General features: G+C 71.8%; 10 protein-coding genes and 1 tRNA gene. 5 read left to right on the top strand and 6 right to left on the bottom strand.

The features are described 5' to 3' along the window. Nucleotides 1-440 precede the first annotated feature (440 nt). From BLV05_RS16220 to BLV05_RS16210, 3 genes are all read left to right on the top strand, one after another. Nucleotides 441-1,490 (top strand): multicopper oxidase domain-containing protein, encoded by a 1,050-nt coding sequence (locus tag BLV05_RS16220; protein ID WP_046768041.1) that lies wholly within the window; start codon nt 441-443, stop codon nt 1,488-1,490. Nucleotides 1,491-1,567: 77 nt separating this feature from the next. Then, complete coding sequence (locus BLV05_RS16215; RefSeq protein WP_046768040.1) at nt 1,568-5,653, top strand: ThuA domain-containing protein; 4,086 nt, start codon at nt 1,568-1,570, stop codon at nt 5,651-5,653. Between the two features lie 205 nt (nt 5,654-5,858). Then, on the top strand, nt 5,859-8,888 hold the full coding sequence (locus tag BLV05_RS16210) for an OmpL47-type beta-barrel domain-containing protein (protein WP_152690681.1): 3,030 nt from the start codon (nt 5,859-5,861) through the stop codon (nt 8,886-8,888). Between the two features lie 109 nt (nt 8,889-8,997). On the opposite strand, the gene BLV05_RS16205 is transcribed toward BLV05_RS16210, so the two are convergent. Beyond that, complete coding sequence (locus BLV05_RS16205) at nt 8,998-9,717, bottom strand: YhjD/YihY/BrkB family envelope integrity protein (RefSeq protein WP_267884859.1); 720 nt, start codon at nt 9,715-9,717, stop codon at nt 8,998-9,000. 228 nt (nt 9,718-9,945) lie between these two features. Between BLV05_RS16205 and BLV05_RS16200 the strand changes: the two genes are divergently transcribed. Both BLV05_RS16200 and BLV05_RS16195 read left to right on the top strand, forming a co-directional pair. After that, a tRNA-Ile gene (locus tag BLV05_RS16200) sits at nt 9,946-10,019 on the top strand. A 157-nt stretch (nt 10,020-10,176) separates the two neighbouring features. Then, entirely contained in the window at nt 10,177-11,613 is a 1,437-nt protein-coding gene (locus tag BLV05_RS16195) for a hypothetical protein (RefSeq protein WP_046768038.1), read from the top strand. A gap of 5 nt (nt 11,614-11,618) precedes the next feature. On the opposite strand, the gene BLV05_RS16190 is transcribed toward BLV05_RS16195, so the two are convergent. From BLV05_RS16190 to BLV05_RS16170, 5 genes are all read right to left on the bottom strand, one after another. Beyond that, nucleotides 11,619-12,119, bottom strand: a complete 501-nt coding sequence (locus tag BLV05_RS16190; protein ID WP_046768037.1) for an FBP domain-containing protein — start codon at nt 12,117-12,119, stop codon at nt 11,619-11,621. A gap of 278 nt (nt 12,120-12,397) precedes the next feature. Further along, entirely contained in the window at nt 12,398-13,588 is a 1,191-nt protein-coding gene (locus tag BLV05_RS16185; RefSeq protein WP_046768036.1) for an FAD-dependent oxidoreductase, read from the bottom strand. Next, entirely contained in the window at nt 13,573-13,779 is a 207-nt protein-coding gene (locus BLV05_RS16180) for a helix-turn-helix domain-containing protein (RefSeq protein WP_046768035.1), read from the bottom strand. The genes BLV05_RS16185 and BLV05_RS16180 overlap by 16 nt, the downstream gene beginning before the upstream one ends. Further along, the gene (locus BLV05_RS16175; RefSeq protein ID WP_197683681.1) at nt 13,779-14,237 is read right to left on the bottom strand and encodes a DUF2975 domain-containing protein; all 459 of its coding nucleotides are present in this window, start codon (nt 14,235-14,237) and stop codon (nt 13,779-13,781) included. Before BLV05_RS16175 ends, BLV05_RS16180 begins: the two co-directional genes overlap by 1 nt. 81 nt (nt 14,238-14,318) lie before the next feature. Then, nucleotides 14,319-18,206 carry a S8 family peptidase gene (locus BLV05_RS16170; RefSeq protein ID WP_046768033.1) on the bottom strand — a complete coding sequence of 1,296 codons (3,888 nt, stop codon included), beginning with the start codon at nt 18,204-18,206 and terminating at the stop codon, nt 14,319-14,321. Nucleotides 18,207-18,285: the final 79 nt, after the last annotated feature.

Genomic DNA, 18,285 nt, shown 5'->3' with positions numbered 1-18,285 from the left:
CAGACCTCGGCTCTGCCCCTGCGGCGACCCACACCACTGACGACTCGGACGGTACCGAGCGGGGCGCTGCTGACACAACCGTTACCTCACGGTAACTTGCAAAAGTCCCCCGTCGCTCGACCTAAGTCGTCGCCGGGATGGCGGCCCACCCGCGCGCGTGCGGGAAACCGTCCGCACCGCACCCAGACACAGGCGACACCAGCGCCTTTTCGGTCGCATCGGATCTGGAACGCAGTCGCTGCGAAGCGTTACTTGACGGATCATTTGTCGACGAACGTGAAACTTTCCGTTGACGTGCATGCAAAAGCCCCTTTACTGTGCGATCCCATGTACGGGTCGGTGTCGATCAGCGGCCGTCGGGGGTTCGTGCTGCCCGGCGGTCTCGACCCGATCCCCGGTCTCCGGTGCAGGCGCCCCGGGACTCACGGAATGGAGACCCCATGGCTGACAACCCCGTCCGACGCGGCTGGCTAGGGCACCTCACCCGCCGGTCGGTGCTGGCCGGCGCGGTCGCGAGTGCGGCCTTCCCCGCCGTCGCCGCGACCACGAGCGCGGCGACCGCGAGCCCCAGATCCGCCGCCGTGCCAGGGATGCGGACGGCGCAGGCGACCGGCACCACCCGCCGCGTGACGATCTACGCCGAGGCGCTGCCCGGCGGCCTGTTCGGCTACGGCCTGGCGCCCGGCGAGGCGACCATCCCCGGCCCGCTGCTGGAGATCGTCGAGGGCGACACGCTGGAGATCGAGCTGGTCAACACGACGAACCAGCGGCTGTCGATCCACCCGCACGGTGTCGACTACGACGTCTTCTCCGACGGCGCGCCGTTCAACGACTCCTTCAACGAGCCCGGCGAGACCCGCACCTACGTGTGGCGTTCCCGCGAGCGGTCGACGGGCGGCGGCCGTGTGTGGCTGCCGGGGACCGCGGGCTACTGGCACTACCACGACCACGCGCTGGGCGGCGACCACGGCACCCAGGGCCTCCAGAAGGGCCTCTACGGCGGTCTCATCGTCCGCCGCAAGGGCGACCTGCTGCCGGACAAGACGTTCGTCGTCGTGTTCAACGACATGACGATCAACAACAAGATGGCGCCCGAGGCGCCGATGTTCGACTCGAACCTGGGCGAGCGGGTCGAGTGGCTGTGCATCGGCCACGGGAGCATGGAGCACACCTTCCACCTGCACGCGCACCGGTGGGCCGACACCCGCACCGGCTACCTCGACGGGCCCAACGACCTCACCCAGGCCGTCGACAACAAGGACCTCAACCCGGGCAGCTCGTTCGGGTTCCAGGTGATCGCCGGCGAGGGCGTCGGCGCGGGCGCGTGGATGTACCACTGCCACGTGCAGTTCCACTCCGATGGCGGCATGGCCGGCATCTTCCTGGTCCGCAACGAGGACGGCAGCATCCCCGACCACGCACAGGAGGCGATCGACCGCTACCACGCACACCACGGAGGACTTGGCGACCATTCGGGCCACGCGGGCTGAGCGCGCCCGCGGACCACTGACACCCATCAGGGCCGAGAACGCACAGGCACGAGCGCACATCGATCGAAGGAGCAACGATGAGACGCACCAGCCTCGTCCGTCCGGAAGGAGTACCGCCGGCGCGATCCGCACGGTGGCGCCGGACGGTCGTCCTGGCGAGTACGGCGGTCCTGGCGCTCAGTGTGAGCGCGCTGCCCGCGCAGGGGCAGCCCGAGCCGCCCGAGCCGTCGGCCAGCGCCTCCAGCGCGCCGGCCGCGAAGTCCCCCGACGCCGCCGACAGCGCGAGCCCGGCCGCACGCCAGGCACTGACGGCCTCGAAGGCGAACAACGCCGACGGCGCCGTCAACGTGCTGGTCTTCCACGGCGCGGCCGCTGAGCAGGACGACCCGGTCGCGGCGGCCGTCGCGGCCATCCAGGAACTGGGCGCCGCCAGCAGCATCGGCGTCGACGTGTCGACCGACCCGGCCAGCTTCACCGCTGCGAACCTGGCCGCGTACCGGGGCGTCGTCTTCCTGTCCGCGATCGGCACCGAGCTCTCGCCGTCGCAGGAGGACGCGCTCGAGGCCTACATCGAGGACGGCGGCGGCTTCCTCGGCATCGGTGACGCCTCGCGGGCGCAGGAGCGCTCGCAGTGGTTCACCGGCCTGATCGGCACCCGGCCGGTCGGCGCGCTGCCGGACTCACTGGACGTCGCCTCCGTCAGCGCCACCGCGAACAACCCGCCGAACGAGGACGCGCCGAAGCTGGTCGACGGCAACGGCAACACCAAGTGGCTCGGGTTCGTGCGGACCGCGCAGATCACCGTCCGGCTGACCGCGCCGGCCGTCGTGAACCAGTATGCGCTGTCGTCGGCGAACGACGAGGCGGGCCGGGACCCGGTGGACTGGACCCTGCAGGGCTCGACCAACGGGACGACCTGGGTCGACATCGATCGGCGGACCAACGAGGACTTCCCGGAGCGGTTCCAGACCAAGGCCTACACGATCACCAACACGACGGCCTACGAGTACTACCGCCTGGACATCACCCGCAACGCCGGCGACGGGATCACCCAGCTGGCCGAGCTGCAGTTCTTCGCCGGCGAGATCGTCGAGCCGCCGCCGGTGCCGGCACAGGAGGCGACGGTCAGCATCGTCGACCGCCAGCACCCCGCCAACGACGGCCTGCCGCTCACGCTCACGCGCACGGACCGCTGGACCAACTGGGCCCCGAACCCGGTCGGCACGGTGCACACCGTCGCGCAGGTGCAGGAGCACACCTACGCACCGGGCGACGGCGCGAACGGCGCCTTCCACCCGATCTCGTGGTGTCGTGACTACGACGGCGGCCGCTCGTTCTACACCGGCATGGGCGGCACGGCCGGGAGCTACGACGAGGCCGAGTTCCTCAGCCACCTCACCGGCGCGCTGCAGTGGACCACCGGTCTCGTGCGCGGTGACTGCCAGGCCACCATCGGCGCCAACTACGACGTCGAGCGCCTGTCGGCGGTCAACCAGCCGGGCCAGCTGGACCAGAACGGCGAGCCGCACGGCCTCGACGTCGCGGCCGACGGCACCGTCTTCTACATCGGCAAGGCGTCCTGCCCCACCGGCCCGATCGTGGACTGGGCCAACCCGAACGTCGGCCTCGGCTGCGGCACGATCCACCAGTGGGACCCGGACAGCGGCGACGTCAAGCTGCTGACCACGCTCGACGTGTTCGGCAACCGCGGCGCCGGCGGTGAGCTGACCAAGGCCGAGGACGGCCTGGTCGGCATCGCGCTGGACCCGTCCTTCGCCGACAACGGCTGGATCTACGTCTACTGGATGCCGCACGACTCGATCGACCGCGAGCGCCGGACCGGCGAGCGGACGGTGTCGCGGCTGACGTACGACTTCGAGAACGAGTCGATCGACCAGGACACCCGGGTCGACCTGCTCTCCTGGGAGATCCAGATCCACAGCTGCTGCCACGCCGGCGGTGGCATGGACTTCGACTCCGAGGGCAACCTGTACATCGGCGTCGGCGACAGCAACTCCTCCGGCGGCTCGAGCGGCTACTCGGGCAACAACTGGACCCAGGAGTTCGCCGGCATCTCGTTCCAGGACGCCCGTCGCACGTCGGGCAACACGAACGACCTGAACGGCAAGATCCTGCGGATCCACCCGGAGCCCGACGGCACGTACACCATCCCCGACGACAACCTGTTCACCGGCCAGGAGGAGGGCGGCGGCAAGACCCGTCCGGAGATCTACGTCATGGGCGTGCGCAACATCTCGACCCTCTACGTGGACCCCGTGACGGACTACTTGCACGCCGCGTGGGTCGGCCCGGACGCCGGCAACCCGAGCGCTGAGCTCGGCCCGGCGAAGTACGAGACGGCGACGATCATCACGTCGGCGGGCAACCAGGGCTGGCCGTACTGCATGGGCAACCGGCAACCGTACCGCGACCGCAGCAACACCGACGCGTCGGTGCTGACCGGCTGGTACGACTGCAAGGGCAACCTGCTGAACACCTCGCCGCGCAACACCGGCCTGGTGGACATCCCGGACGCCCGCGACAACATGATCTGGTACTCGCCCGGCGGCGGCGGGCCGGTCTTCCCGGACCGCGGCGACGGCATCCCGACGTACACCAACGCGACCGCCACGTACACGTGGCCGTACATGCGCAGCGGCGGCTGCCAGGCCATCATGACCGGCCCGACCTACCGCGCGGCGCTGACCGACCCGGACAGCGACATCGCCTGGCCGGACTACTGGGAGGGCAAGTGGATCATCGGTGACAACTGCGGCTCGAGCAGCCGTGTCGCCGTGACCGTCGACCCGGAGGGCATCGAGAGCCAGAGCCCGCCGCTGTTCGCGGAGAACCTCACGCCGATCATCCCGCATGGTGGCGCCAACGACCAGCTGCAGGGCTGGATGATGACGTCGCGGTTCGGCCCGGACGGCGCGCTCTACATGTCCGACTACAGCACCGGGTTCTTCAGCCTCACGCCCAACCAGAAGCTGATCCGCGTCGTCTACAACGGCGGCCCGGCCACCCCGGTGGCGGCGGGTTCGGCCACAGCCGTGCAGAACAAGCCGCTGACCATCGCCTTCACCAGCGGCGGTTCCGGCGGCCTGTCCTACGCGTGGGACTTCGGCGACGGCGCGACGTCGGACGAGGCCAACCCGCGGCACACCTACGCCTCGGTGGGCACCTACACCGCGACGCTCACGGTGACGTACGCGGACGGCGAGACCATGACCACCGAGGTCGAGGTCACCGTCGGGTGTGCCGTGCCGGACGACCGCGGGACGGTCTTCCTGCGCGACACCGACACCGGCGTGACGAACGACGTCGTCGGCGAGGGCTGCACGATCAACGACCTCATCGACGACGAGAGCAGCTGGCCGAACCACGGCCAGTTCGTCCGGCACGTCACCGACACCGCCAACGGTCTGTCGGCCGACGGCGTCATCACGGCGCGCGAGAAGTCGACGCTGACGCGGCTCGCCGCGCAGTCCGACATCGGCACGTCGGGCGACACCGGCTGGGACGCCATCTTCGACGGGACCGCCGAGTCCCTCGAGGGCTGGGCCATGGCGCCGAGCGGCTTCTTCGAGCTGCAGAGCGACGGGACGATCATCAGCCGCGGCGGGCTGGGCATGCTCTGGTACGCCGAACGCGAGTTCGCCGACTACTCGGTGCGGCTGCAGTTCCGCGACGTCTCGGCCGGCACCACGCGGGCCAACAGCGGTGTGTTCATCAGGTTCCCGAACCCGAACCAGCCGCTGGCGGAACGGCCGGAGTGCGGCCGGACCGGCGCCGCGGTGAACTCGCCGGCCTGGGTCGCGATCTACTGCGGCCAGGAGATCCAGATCTACGACGGCACCACCGGCGAGCCGCAGAAGACCGGGTCGGTCTACAACTTCGACCCGATCGCGCTGCCCGGCTCGGGCGCCACTCCGAAGGGCGAGTGGAACGACTACGAGATCGTGGTCGAGGGCCAGCACTACACGATCATCCGCAACGGCGTGGTGATCAACGAGTTCGACAACGTGCCCGGCATCCAGTCGTCTCGCGCGGGTGACCCGCCGACCGACCTGCGGCAGTTCCTCAGCGGATACATCGGGTTGCAGAACCACGGCAACAACGACCTGATCGAGTTCCGCAACATCCGAGTCCGGGAGCTGTAGGACCCGGCGGCCGGCCGGTGCGGGCGTGACCTCCCCAGGTCGCGCCCGCACCGGCGGGCCTCGGCCGCCGGGACGCCCGGTGCGTCTCGCGGATTCACGAAAGGTGCGGCACTTCATGCGTCAACCACTCCATTCCCCGGGCGGGTCGGGCCGGCGGCGAGTGACGCCCCAGGGCGTCGTCGTCGCGGTTGTGACCCTGGCCCTCATGGCGGTCGGCCTGGTGCCGGCAGCGGCGGCCTTCCGTGCGGCTCCGTCCCCGGCGTCTCAGTCCCAGTCTCAGTCTCCGGCGACGGCGGCAGCCGAGCAGACGCTCACCTGGACCGGCAACAACAGCGTGACGGCGTACGCCTCGGCACCCACCACGGCGGTCGCCGGGGCGACGACGATCATCTTCGAGAACAGCGTGGCCACCGGCAACACCACCGGCATGCCGCACACGCTGACCTTCGAGACCAGCGACCCGCAGTACAACCAAGACGTCGACGTCAACATCACGGCGAACCCGTTCGACCCGAACGGCGGCCGGTACGAGGTCGACGTCACCCTGACCCCCGGCGTGTACCGGTACTACTGCGCGTTCCCCGGCCACGGCTCGATGACCGGCCTGCTGGTCGTCACCGACGGCCCCGAGGACACCACCCCGCCGGAGGTGTCGGCGCAGGTCACCGGCGACCAGAACGAGGACGGCGACTACATCGGGTCGGCCACGGTCGCGGTGACGGCGACGGACGCCGGCTCGGGGGTCGACACCATCGAGTACGAGGTAGACGACACCGGCTTCCTGCCCTACACCGCCCCGGTCGTCGTCGACGAGATCGGCGACCACTCGGTGCAGTACCGGGCGACGGACAACGCCGGCAACACCTCCGAGGTGGGGTCGGTGCAGTTCACCGTCGCCGAGGCCGAACCGGACGACACCACGCCACCGGACATCTCGGCGGCGGTCACCGGCGAGCAGAACGAGGACGGCGACTACATCGGTTCCGCGACGGTCACGGTGACGGCGACGGACGCCGGGTCCGGCGTCGCCTCGGTCGAGTACAGCCTCAACGGCGCCGCCTTCCAGCCGTACACCGCGCCGGTCGTCGTCTCGACGTTCGCCGACCACACGGTGCAGTACCGGGCGACCGACAACGAGGGCAACGTCGCCCCCGTGGAGTCGGTGACCTTCACCGTCGTCGAACCCGAACCCGACGACACCACCCCGCCGGACATCTCGGCCGCCGTGACCGGCGACCAGAACGAGGACGGCGACTACATCGGGTCCGCCACGGTGACGATCACCGCGACCGACGCCGGGTCCGGCGTCGCCTCGGTCGAGTACAGCCTCAACGGCGCCGCCTTCCAGCCGTACACCGCGCCGGTCGTCGTCTCGACGTTCGCCGACCACACGGTGCAGTACCGGGCGACCGACAACGAGGGCAACGTCGCCCCGGTCGAGGCCGTGCAGTTCACCGTCGTCGAACCCGAACCCGACGACACCACCCCGCCGGACATCTCGGCCGCCGTCGCCGGTGAGCAGAACGAGGACGGCGACTACATCGCGTCGGCGACCGTGACGATCACGGCGACGGACGCCGGGTCGGGCGTCGCGTCGATCGCGTACGCCCTGGACGGCGGCGCGTTCCAGCCCTACACGACCCCGGTGGTCGTGACGGCGCTGGGCGACCACACCGTGCAGTACCGGGCGACCGACAACGAGGGCAACGTGGCGCCGGTCGAGTCGGTGACCTTCACCGTCGTGGCGCCGGAGCCGGACGACACCACCCCGCCGGACATCTCGGCGGCGGTCACCGGCGACCAGAACGAGGACGGCGACTACGTCGGGTCGGCCACGGTGACGATCACCGCGACCGACGCCGGGTCCGGCGTCGCCTCGGTCGAGTACAACCTCGACGGCGCGGGCTTCACCGCCTACACGACGCCGCTGGTGGTCAACACGTTCGCCGACCACACCGTGCAGTACCGGGCGACCGACAACGAGGGCAACGTCGCCCCGGTCGAGTCGGTGACCTTCACCGTCGTCGAACCCGAGCCCGACGACACCACCGCGCCGGAGGTGTCCGCCGCGGTGGCGGGCGACCAGAACGAGGACGGCGAGTACGTCGGGTCGGCGACCGTGACGATCACCGCGTCGGACGCGCAGTCCGGCGTCGCCTCGATCGCCTACGCGCTGGACGGCGGCTCGTTCCAGCCCTACACGACGCCGGTGGTCGTCTCGACCTTCGCCGACCACGTCGTCCAGTACCGGGCGACCGACAACGCCGGCAATGTCTCGCCGGTCGAGTCGGTGGCCTTCACCGTCGTGGCGCCGGAGCCTGACGACACCACCCCGCCGGACATCTCGGCGGCGGTCGCCGGTGACCAGAACGGCGACGGTGACTACATCGGGTCCGCGACGGTGACCGTCACCGCGTCGGACACCCAGTCCGGCGTCGCGTCGGTCGAGTACAACCTCGACGGCGCCGGGTTCGTGGCCTACACGGCGCCCGTCGTCGTCTCGTCGTTCGGCGACCACACCGTGCAGTACCGGGCTACGGACAACGCCGGCAACGTCGCGCCGGTCGAGTCCGTCGCGTTCACCGTCGTCGAGCCCGAGCCCGACGACACGACGCCGCCGACCGTGGCGGCCTCGGTAGCGGGCGAGCAGAACCCGGACGGCGCCTACGTCGACTCCGCGACCGTGACCGTCACCGCGACGGACACCCAGTCCGGCGTCGCGTCGGTCGTCTACTCGCTCGACGACGGCGCGTTCGTGGCCTACACGGCGCCCGTCGTCGTAGGCACGGTCGGCGAGCACACTGTCCGATACCGGGCGACGGACAACGTGGGCAACACGTCGGAGACCGGCTCGGTGACCTTCACCGTCGTCGAGCGCGACGGCGACGCCTGCCCCGACTCCGACACCCGCCCGACGGTGGTCATCGGCGGCCTCGACTCGCTCGTGGCCAACGTCGACAGCGGTGACGGCTGCACCGTCAACGACCTCATCGACGACGAGGGCGACTGGCCGAATCACGGCGCATTCGTCCGCCACGTCACCGCGGTCGCGAACGGTCTGGTCGCGGACGGCGTCATCACCAGCCGGGAGCGGGGCATGCTGACCCGCACGGCCGCCGCGTCCGACGTCGGCACGACCCCGCCGGCCGAGGCCGCCGCGGCCAAGGCTCCCGCGGCCGCCCCGGCCGAGCCGTCGATCGAGGAGGCGCTCCAGCACCACGCCGGACACCACTGATTCCCTTTCCCTTGTTGCACTGCCGCCGCATTTCGACCTCGCGGTCGGCCCTGACCAGGAGGTAGACCACGGACGCCCCGGGGACCGCAGCCCCGGGGCGTCCGCTCGTTCACGACCCGAACCAGCGGCCCAGCCGCCCCTCGTCCGTCGCGATCGCCCGTCCGACGACCGCCGTCACGAGGAAGCAGAACGCGACCGCGTACAGCCAGGTCAGATAGGTGAACGCGACGCCGATGGAGCCGAACCGCTCGGCGCTGGACTCCAGCGCCCGCGGCAGCCACAACGCCGACGCCGGGCGGGCCGCGAGCATCGTGACCGCGAACAGCAGCGCGCCGGGCAGCAGCGGCCGCGGCCGGACGGCACCGGCCAGCAGCACCCACGGCACGAACACCGCGACCGCCGCGTCGGCGGCGAACGCCGTCCCCGACCGCCAGGCCTGTGGCTCCGGCAGCCGGTCGCCCAGCGTGCCCAGCCAGCGCACGAGCACGACGGACAGCGCGAGCGCGACGACCGCGGCCAGCCACCGCCACGCCGACCCGAGCCGGTTCCGCGGCCGTGGCAGCGCCCACACCGCCGTGTACGCGCGCGTCATCGCCCGCGACAGGCTGGTCGCCGACACCAGCACGATCAGCACTCCCACGACACCGAACGCGGCGTCCGACGCCCCCACCACCGCGTCGTCGAGCACCTCCCGCGACTCGTCCGGCATCCGCAGTGCCTCCGCCGTCGCGTCCGCCGCGCTGGCGCCCGTCCACGTCGCGAGCAGGATGAGGATCGGCAGCACCGAGCTGAACAGCTGCGCCGCGATCGTCATCGCCCGATCGAACACGTCGATGCGCACACATCCGGCTGCGCTGTTGACCGCGATCCGGCCCGGCCACCTGTCCAGCAACCACGCCGGCGCCCGCACCGGGCCGCGTTCTGGGAGGTCGTTCCGCTCCGGCGACACGGCTCATCCCACCCCGCCGCTCCCCTCGTCCGGCACACCCGCGGCGGGTGATGTCCGAGCGGGCGGCGGGGTAAGGTTCTCGGGCGCGGGCGTTGGCCCGCCGCTCCCGGGGCGGTAGCTCAGCCGGTTAGAGCAGGGGACTCATAATCCCTGGGTCGTGGGTTCGAGTCCCACCCGCCCTACTAGCGAGACAAGGCACGTTCTGCCGGATTCGCCCCGTCCGCACGTCCGATGATCCGTTAAGATGGCAGTGATCATGAGGCGGCAACCGACCGTCGCATGATGGCTGTATCCCAGCCCCACGGTGCTCGTGCCAGATGACCCCGGGGTCCCCACCTGATGCTGGTCCTTGTGCAGTTCCCGATCGTGGACGGCCGGGTCTTCGCGCGCGATTCCGGCGTCGTCGATCGGCCGGACTGGGGCACGCCCAGGGTGTCGCCGCTGCGGGCGCACCGCGAATTCGTGCGCGGTTTCGGCCGGGTCGCCTTCGACCCGCGGGCGGTGAACCCGGCCTGGGCCGACGAGGCCGTGTTCGTCCGCGCACGGCGCGCGGTGCACTTCCCCACCCTCCAGCGCCGCCACTTCGCCGGCCGCGACGGCGGGCGCTGGATGGTGAGCCTTCGGTCCCGGCGGCTGCTGAGCGACGGCGGGGCGGCGGCCCGGTTCGAGATCGGCTTCACCGTGACGCGCGATCCCGCGCGGGGGCCGATCTCGCCGGCCGAGGTGGTGGGCAGGCTGCTCGCGCTGCCGGCGATCGTCCCGGGCGGACGGCCCGAGGCGGAGAAGGAGCTGGTCCTGCTCGGATCCTCGCTCGCCCGCCGCTACGCGCTGGCGACCACGCGGCACGGCCGGGACGTCGCCGCGACGCTGGTGGCGGCCGGCGACCCGGTCGTGATCGCCGAGACCCCCTGGGACGACGACGGCGCAGCCGCGCCCGCGGGCCGTCCGCTCCGGCTGGCCTCGACACCCACGCGGCACGGCGGCATCGCGACCTGGTACCTGCGCGTCGGCATGCCCCGCCCCGAGGCCCCGCGCCGCAACGTCCGGGCGGCGATCCTGCACCAGCACCTGCAGGAGGAGACGCTCGACCGCGTCCTGCGCTGGGTCGCCACGGGCGCGCTGGAGTACGTCCCGCAGTCCCCCGACGGCGACCGGCTCGAGGACTACATCAACACCGCGACCAAGGTCGTCAACCGCGAGAGCTACCTCGGCGTCAAGGGGGCGGACCTGCGCGCCGCGCTCGACGCCGTCGCATCGGGCCAGCGCGCGGTCGAGGTGCGCCGCCGCGCGCGGCTCGACGGCATGCGCCGGCAGGTCCGGGCGAAGGCCGAACGGTTCCTCGCCGAACGCGACGCCAAGCGGCCCTCGGTCAACGTCTCAGGGAGAGTGGTGCAGGTGGGCGACCAGATCTTCAGCGGCCAGTTCTACGGTCCGGTGGCCGGCACTGTGTACGCGGAGCGGATGCGGGACAGCTTCAACAACTTCGCCGCCGCCCGGCCCGACGACGAGCTGCAGGCCCGGGTGGGCGAGCTGCACGAACGCGTCGCAGACCTCGTCGCACGGTTGAAGGAGGCCGCGCCCGACGACGCCGGCGAGGTCGCTGGCACGCTGGCGACGTTCACCGACGAGCTGGCCAAGGAGAAGCCCAACCGCACCACCTTGAAGGCGCTCGGACGCGGCATCGCCGACGCCGCCAAGAAGGTGGCCGACGTGACGACGCCGGTGGCGACTGCGGTGTCGGCGGTGCTCAAGCTCTTCGGGATCGCCGCGCTCTGATCCGCCTACGACAGCACCGTGCCGACGAACGTGGCGAGGTTGCGGCGGGCCCGGGCGACCTTCTCGTCGACGGTGATGGTCTCTTCGATCTCGGCGCCGACGATGGACTTCTTGCGTCCGCGGACGTAGAGCGAGCAGGCGAGATCGGCGCACAGGTACTGGCCGACGGTGTTGCCCTGGCGGCCGGCCTCACCCGCGCGGCGGGCGGTCATGAGGGACACGCCTCCGCTGGTGTGGGTGGTGAGGCAGAGCGAGCACATGCTGCGCGTGGTGAAGCCGCGGGCGGACTTCGGCGCGGCTCGCAGCGTGAGGCCGACCAGCCCGCCGTCGTCGCGTTCGGCGACGAGGTAGCCGCGGTCGGGGGCGCCGGGGGCGCGCCAGCCGAGGAAGTCGAGGTCGCCCCACGGCTGCTCGTCGAGGTCGCGCGGGACGGCCAGCCGCTGCGCCTCGCCCTTGGAGCAGTTGACGAAGGAGCGGCGGATGTCGCCCTCGGTGATCGGCTTCATCTCGCGACGCTAACTCCGGGCTGTTCGCCCCGGCAAAGCATTTTGCGCCCCGCACGGGTATGGGCGGCGCCGACGGTGCCTGGCGCTGCCCATCGCACCTCACCTGATCCGCGTTGTGTCACCTGATCATCGCTGCGAAGACGATCAGGTGAGCCCGATGCCAGGACGGCAGGCACGTGGGTCACCTGATCGCCTCCAGCATGTGGACACAAGACGATCAGGTGACACAACGCCGCGGCACCGGGCCGATACGTCACCTGATCATTTCCCGGCGCCACTCAGCGCGAGTACTTACGGTGGGGGCGGTCGGGGAACGACGCGTCGCCGAACAGGATGCGGCGGGTGGCGGACCGCCCGGGCGACGTGCGCAGCAAGGCGAACGCCGCCGTCGCGACCACGGGCGTGCGCACCCGGGCCAGTCCGCGCCGCAGCGCCAGCCGGCCGCGGAAGTGCGCCCGCAACGCGCCGCCGTCGTAGTGAGCCAGCGCGTCGGGGCGGCCGGCCCGCAGGGCCTCGTCGAGAACGGTAGCGGCGTGCTCGGACAGCCGCAGGCACGGGTCGAGGCCACCGGCGGTCAGCGGCGAGACCGCCCCCGCGGCGTCGCCGACGAGCAGGCCGTCGACGCAGCTGATGCGGCGGAGGACGCCGCCGACCGGGATCGGGCCGCCGCGCCGCTCGACCCCGGCGGCCTCGGCCGCCTCGTCGCCATCGACGCAATCGACGCCCGGACGGCGCACGCCGTCGAGCCCCGGGGCGGCCGCGCTGAACCGGGCCAGCGCCCGCCGCATGCCGTGCGGGAACCGGTCGGCGTAGCCGGCGACGCCGACGTGGGCGTGCCGGCCGTCGTCGACGACCCAGGCGAGGTAGCCGGGGGCGATCGCGGGGTCGATCACGCAGTGGAAGGTCGGCGGGCGGTCCGACGCGGGGACGGCGAACACCTCCTCGGCGCCGGTGAGCAGGTGCCGGTTGCGGTCCAGCGCGAGGTCGCGAGCGACCCGCGAGCGCGCGCCGTCGGCCCCGACGACGAACCGCGCCCGCACGCGGATCGGCCCGTCCGGCCCCGTCAGCAGGAACGACGTCCGCCCGCGCCCCTCGTAGCGGGTGCCGAGCAGGACGCGCACGCCCGCCGCTGCCGCCGTCCGGGCCGCCTCGACGTACAGCGGCCCCATGTCGCCGACGCGGTACTCGTCGCGGTCGCTGACCAGCTCGACCGGGCGGCGCAGGCTCGGCGGGTAGAGCACGACGCGGCGGATCGGCGGCCCCAGACACTCGGGCGGCAGCGCGAAGTCGTCGAGGGTGCGCCGGACGAAGATCCCGGTCGTGCGGATGGCGCCGACGAGCCGGGGCCGCCGCTCGGCCAGCAGCACGTCGTGGCCGGCCCGCGCGAGCAGCGTCGCCGTGTGCAGCCCGGCCAGCCCGGCGCCCACGACCAGCACGTCGACGTCCACCGCGCTCAGTCCTCGACCCATTCGAGCAGGTCACCGGGCTGGCAGTCGAGGACCCGGCACATCGCTTCCAGCGTGCTGAACCGCACGGCCTTGGCCCGGCCGTTCTTCAGCACCGCGATGTTGGCCGGCGTCAGGCCGACCCGCTCCGCGAACTCGCCGACGCTCATCTTCCGCTTCGCCAGCTCGACGTCGATGCGCACGACGATGGCCATCAGATCACCGCGTCCATGTCGCTGCGCAGGTTCGTGGCCTGACGCAGCAGCGCCCGCATGACGATCATCAGCAGCACCAGCACTCCCCCGGCGAGCACCGAGCCGAACAGCAGCACCGGCAGCCCGGGCTCGCGCAGCAGCGCCGAGACGAACACGAACGCGCCGAACAGCAGCACCCAGGCGGTGACCATGGTCCACACGATCGTGTCGACCCAGACGAACGCGGCCTGGCTGAAGATGCGGTCGGCCTTGACCATGCCGAGCAGCTTCCACGTGCAGACGATGACGACCTGCACGCACAGCAGCTCGACGACCCCGAACGCCAGCGCCGGCCACCGCAGGTAGGCGAGGTCAGGCTCCTCGTCGGCCAGGTGCGCGAGCGTCCCGGGCACGATGGCGATCTGCGCCACCACGAGTCCGGCGAACAGCAGCACGAGCAGGATCCGGAGCGGGCCCACTGCCCGATGATTGGACGGCACGCATCGACTGTCGCTGGCTATCGATCGAAAGTCAATAGATTTCGCTCGATGCCGGCAAGATCACCCCAATGCGTACGCCCGGATGATCTCCTGCTCGACGGTGTTGCCCTCGGCGTCCGACGCGCTCACCCGCAGCGAGAGGAACCCACCGGCCGCGCCGCGGTCGTAGAGCGTCGCGACGTACCGGCCGCCGTCACGCTCACGCACGTTGCGGACCCGCTGCCAGCTCGCGCCGTCGTCGTAGGACACCTCGAGCGCGACCTCGTCGACGGGAATCGGTTCGGCGCCCGCGTGCTGCGCGACGGCCAGCACGATCTCGTGCGGCCCGCGGCGCTCACGCGGGTGCGGCGCCCGGTTGCGCAGATCGACGTCGACCTCGTAATCCACGGTGAGCAGCGGTTCCACCCGCCGCACCCCGTCGCCGGGCCGCCCTGACGTGAACTCCCAGACCGAGCGGGCTCTGGTCGACAGCGCCGCCCACGCCGAGTCGTTGCCCACCTCGTACTCGACGCGGTAGCGCGCGGGCTCGGGCGTCGTCTCGACCGATGCCGACGACTGCCACGGCGTCTCGAGCAGCAGCTGGTCGTCCCGGTAGATCCGCAGATCGGTGTCGAAACCGTCGTCGAACCAGCTGGTGGCGGCGCTGCCGAAGTTGCCGGCGCCATCCAGAAGGCCCAGCGCCACCGTGAGGGTGTCGCCGGTGCGGGTGGGCGGCTCGAACGGGCTCGAGCCAGGCGCGAGCGGCTGCTCGAACCAGCTGCGCTGGTAGTGCGCCCCCACCTCGTAGGAGCGCAGGTCACTGAAGAGCAGGAGATGTTCGGTGGGCTCGTACTGGCCGAAGCTGCCTCCGTACGGCGACTCCGGCGCCTGGCCGGTGTGCGTCCAACGCAGCGACGGGCCGGCCGTCAGATACGTGACGAGCGTGCGCGGACCGCGGACCGGCACCGGCTGCGAGAACGAGCTGGTGTCCCACGCCTGGTACGGGTACCAGGTGTGTGTCATCGTCGTCTCCTCGGCCAGCTGGCTGTGCACCGCGGCGTCGACCCTGGCCAGTTGGCCGGTGCTCGCGACGTAGCTCAGGTCGGCCGGGATCGAGCCCTCCTCGGTGTAGATCAGCTCGTACGAGTACGGGCTGTCCACGACGCCGCGGGCGGCCACCTGGACCGGCCCGGCAGCGAGCAGTCCACGCAGCGCGTCACCCTCCTCGGCCGGCACTCGGACGGCCGGCACCTCCAGCAGCGCGGACCCCGGGCCCGCGACGCCGAGATCGTCGACGACCATGACCAGGACCGCGCCGGCCGCGGCGGCGTTGTTCACCTGCTCGGCGACCGGGATCGCCTCGGACCGCTGGACCAGCGCCACGGCACCGGCCAGGCCGGCGGCCGCGACGTCCTCCGGACGTCCCCGCCCGGCGTCGACGAGACCGGCTTCGAGCTCGCCGTCGAGCATCGGGAACTGCCGGGAGAAGTCGCTGAACGCCGACGCCGGGTAGTACTGCGGATTCAACCGGACCTGCTGCCCGACGACGTCGACGGCGATCTGCGGCGCCTCGAGTCGCCAGCGCGTGTATGCGGCGAACTCACCTGTCGACACAGCGTCCATCGGCTGCATGAACAGGCGTTCCTCCAGCATCGCGCCCGGCCACATGCTGCGCCCGACGTCGACGGCGCTGCCGGTCTCGGGCACGCGGTGGTAGGCGATGGCCATCGCCGCGCCGACGTTCGGCTTGGTCTCGTGCTCCGGGGTGTCGACGAGCACCTCCGTGGCGAGGCGTGCGTCCAGGACGACCTCGGTGTCGGCCGTGATCTCCATCTCCGGATCGCCGGCGAGACTCCGGTTCAGCGGCGTGCCGAACGTGCCGGGCTCGACGCCGGCGGGCATGGTGTCGACGAAGCCGAGCACCGAGTAGGTGCCGACCGGCACGCGCACACAGGTGGACGCGGCGTACGCGTCGTCGGTGCACGGGGCGGCCGGGTCGCCGTCGAGGTTCCGGGTGGCGTTGACGCTGCCGTCCTCGACGTCGAGGACGGTGGCGCTGCCCGGCGCCGGGCGGCCGTCGCGGCCGATGCCGCGGACGGTGAGCTCCACCATGTGCGGCTCCTGGTGGTAGGCGACCGGCGTGCGCACCGTGGTGCCGCCGTCCCCGCTTGCGGTCAGATATCCGCCGTACAGGCCGGGTTCGCCGCGCGCCGTGTCCAGAACCAGGTCGACGGTCGCGGTGCCCCCGGCGGGCACGGTCAGGGTCGGCGCCGACGTGGTCAGCGTGCCGGCCGGCGGCGCGGTGCCGTGCTCCGTCGCGACGTCGACGGACAGGTCGAGGACGAGGTCGGCGCCGGTCGGGTTGCGGTAGGTCACTGTGCGGCCGACGGCGGCCCGGTCGTCGTGCGGCCACGGGAGATGCCCGAAGCTCACCGAGCCCGGCAGGGCGAACACCCGGCTGCCGAGCGCCTGCGCGATGTCGATGCGGCCGGCGCCCTGCTCGTAGACGGTGTTGTCGCCGTTCGGCCGGGCGGTGTTCATCAGCCAGGCCTTGAGCTCCTCCGGCCCCAGCGACGGCTCGGCCTGCAGCAGCACGGCCGCGGCGCCGGTGACGTGCGGTGCCGCCATCGAGGTGCCGTCCGCGTTCGTGTAGAAGTCGTCGACGGGAAAGCCCATGGCGGTCCCGCTGCCGCGGGCGGCGACGATGCTGACGCCCGGTGCGGTGACGTCGGGCTTGATGGCGTACGTCTCCGGAATCGGGCCGCGGTTGGAGAAGTCGGCGAGCGTGTCGGACTTGGTCACCGCGCCGACCGACAGCGCCGATGCGGCGGCGGCCGGGTGGCTGACGCACTCGGCGCAGCCATTGTTGCCGGTGGAAACCACGAAGAGGGTGCCGTGCTCGGCGGTCAGCGCGTCGGCGGCGGCGCTCATCGGCTCGCCCTCCGTGCCGTTGGCGCCGAGGCTCATGTTGACGACGTCGGCGCCCTGCTCGGCGGCCCACTCCATGCCCTCGACCGCCCAGGAGACGAACCCGCCACCACCGTCGTCGAAGACCTTGCCGTTGAGCAGGTCCACGCCGTCGGCGACGCCGCGGTAGCGGCCGCCGGACGCCGCTCCGGTGCCGGCGATGATCGAGGCCACATGGGTGCCGTGCCCGACCCCGTCGGCCGCCGTCTCGCTCCAGCTGAAGTTGTGCTCGCCGACCACGGTGCCCGCGAGGTCCGGGTGGGCGGCGTCGATGCCGGTGTCGAGGACGGCAACGGTCATGCCGCTGCCGTCAAGGCCCGCGGCCCAGGCGGTGGGTGCTCCGACCTGGCCGGCGCTCTCGGACAACGCCGCCTCGGTCCGGCCGTCGAGCCAGATCTTCTCGACGCCGGCCAGCTCGGACGGTGTCGTGGTCGCGGCCGACCGGCCGTTCGAGCCGCCGGACTCGGCGAGTGCGACCAGCGCCGCGCCGAGTTCGTCCGTGTCGTCCTTGTCGATCCGGACGCCGGTGCTGTCGATGCTCTCCAGCCGGCCGGTGATCTGTGCCGCCGGCAGGCCGGTGAGACGTCCGCCGTCGTGGCTCACGATGAGGGGCAGCGAGTCGAAGGCGGCGTCGTCGTAGCCCTGCTCGACCAGCGCGGTGACGTTGAACAGGGCCGGGTCGAGGCGGGCTGGGACGAGCGCGCGGACGTCGTCGGGGATCACATGCAGGTCGCCGTCGCGCTCGACGGTGAGGAAGCTCGGGGCGCGCCCGCCGGGCCGCGGCGCCGGGACGACGTCGACGGCGCGCGTCCCGCCGGCCAGCTCCGTCACGTTCACGACGTCGCCGGTGATCAGCGTGACCGATGTCGTGGCCGGGCGGTCACCGGCAACGCCTGCGGAGGTCGAGGGCGGGGCGTCGGCGGAGGACGCCGCACCCGACGCGGCCCAGAGACCCGGCAGGAGGGCGAGGACGGAGATCGCGGAGAGCAGTCGGCGGCGCATCCCATGGTGTCTATCGGCACTGTGTTTCGGCCGTCCACGTCTTCGCGTGTCTGATTCCAGACATGTCGGGTACCAGCCA

The sequence above is a fragment of the Jiangella alkaliphila genome, assembly GCF_900105925.1.
Taxonomy (GTDB): Bacteria; Actinomycetota; Actinomycetes; order Jiangellales; family Jiangellaceae; genus Jiangella; species Jiangella alkaliphila.
Note: the sequence above shows the minus strand (reverse complement) of the source record. Positions and strands in the feature narration are given on the sequence as shown.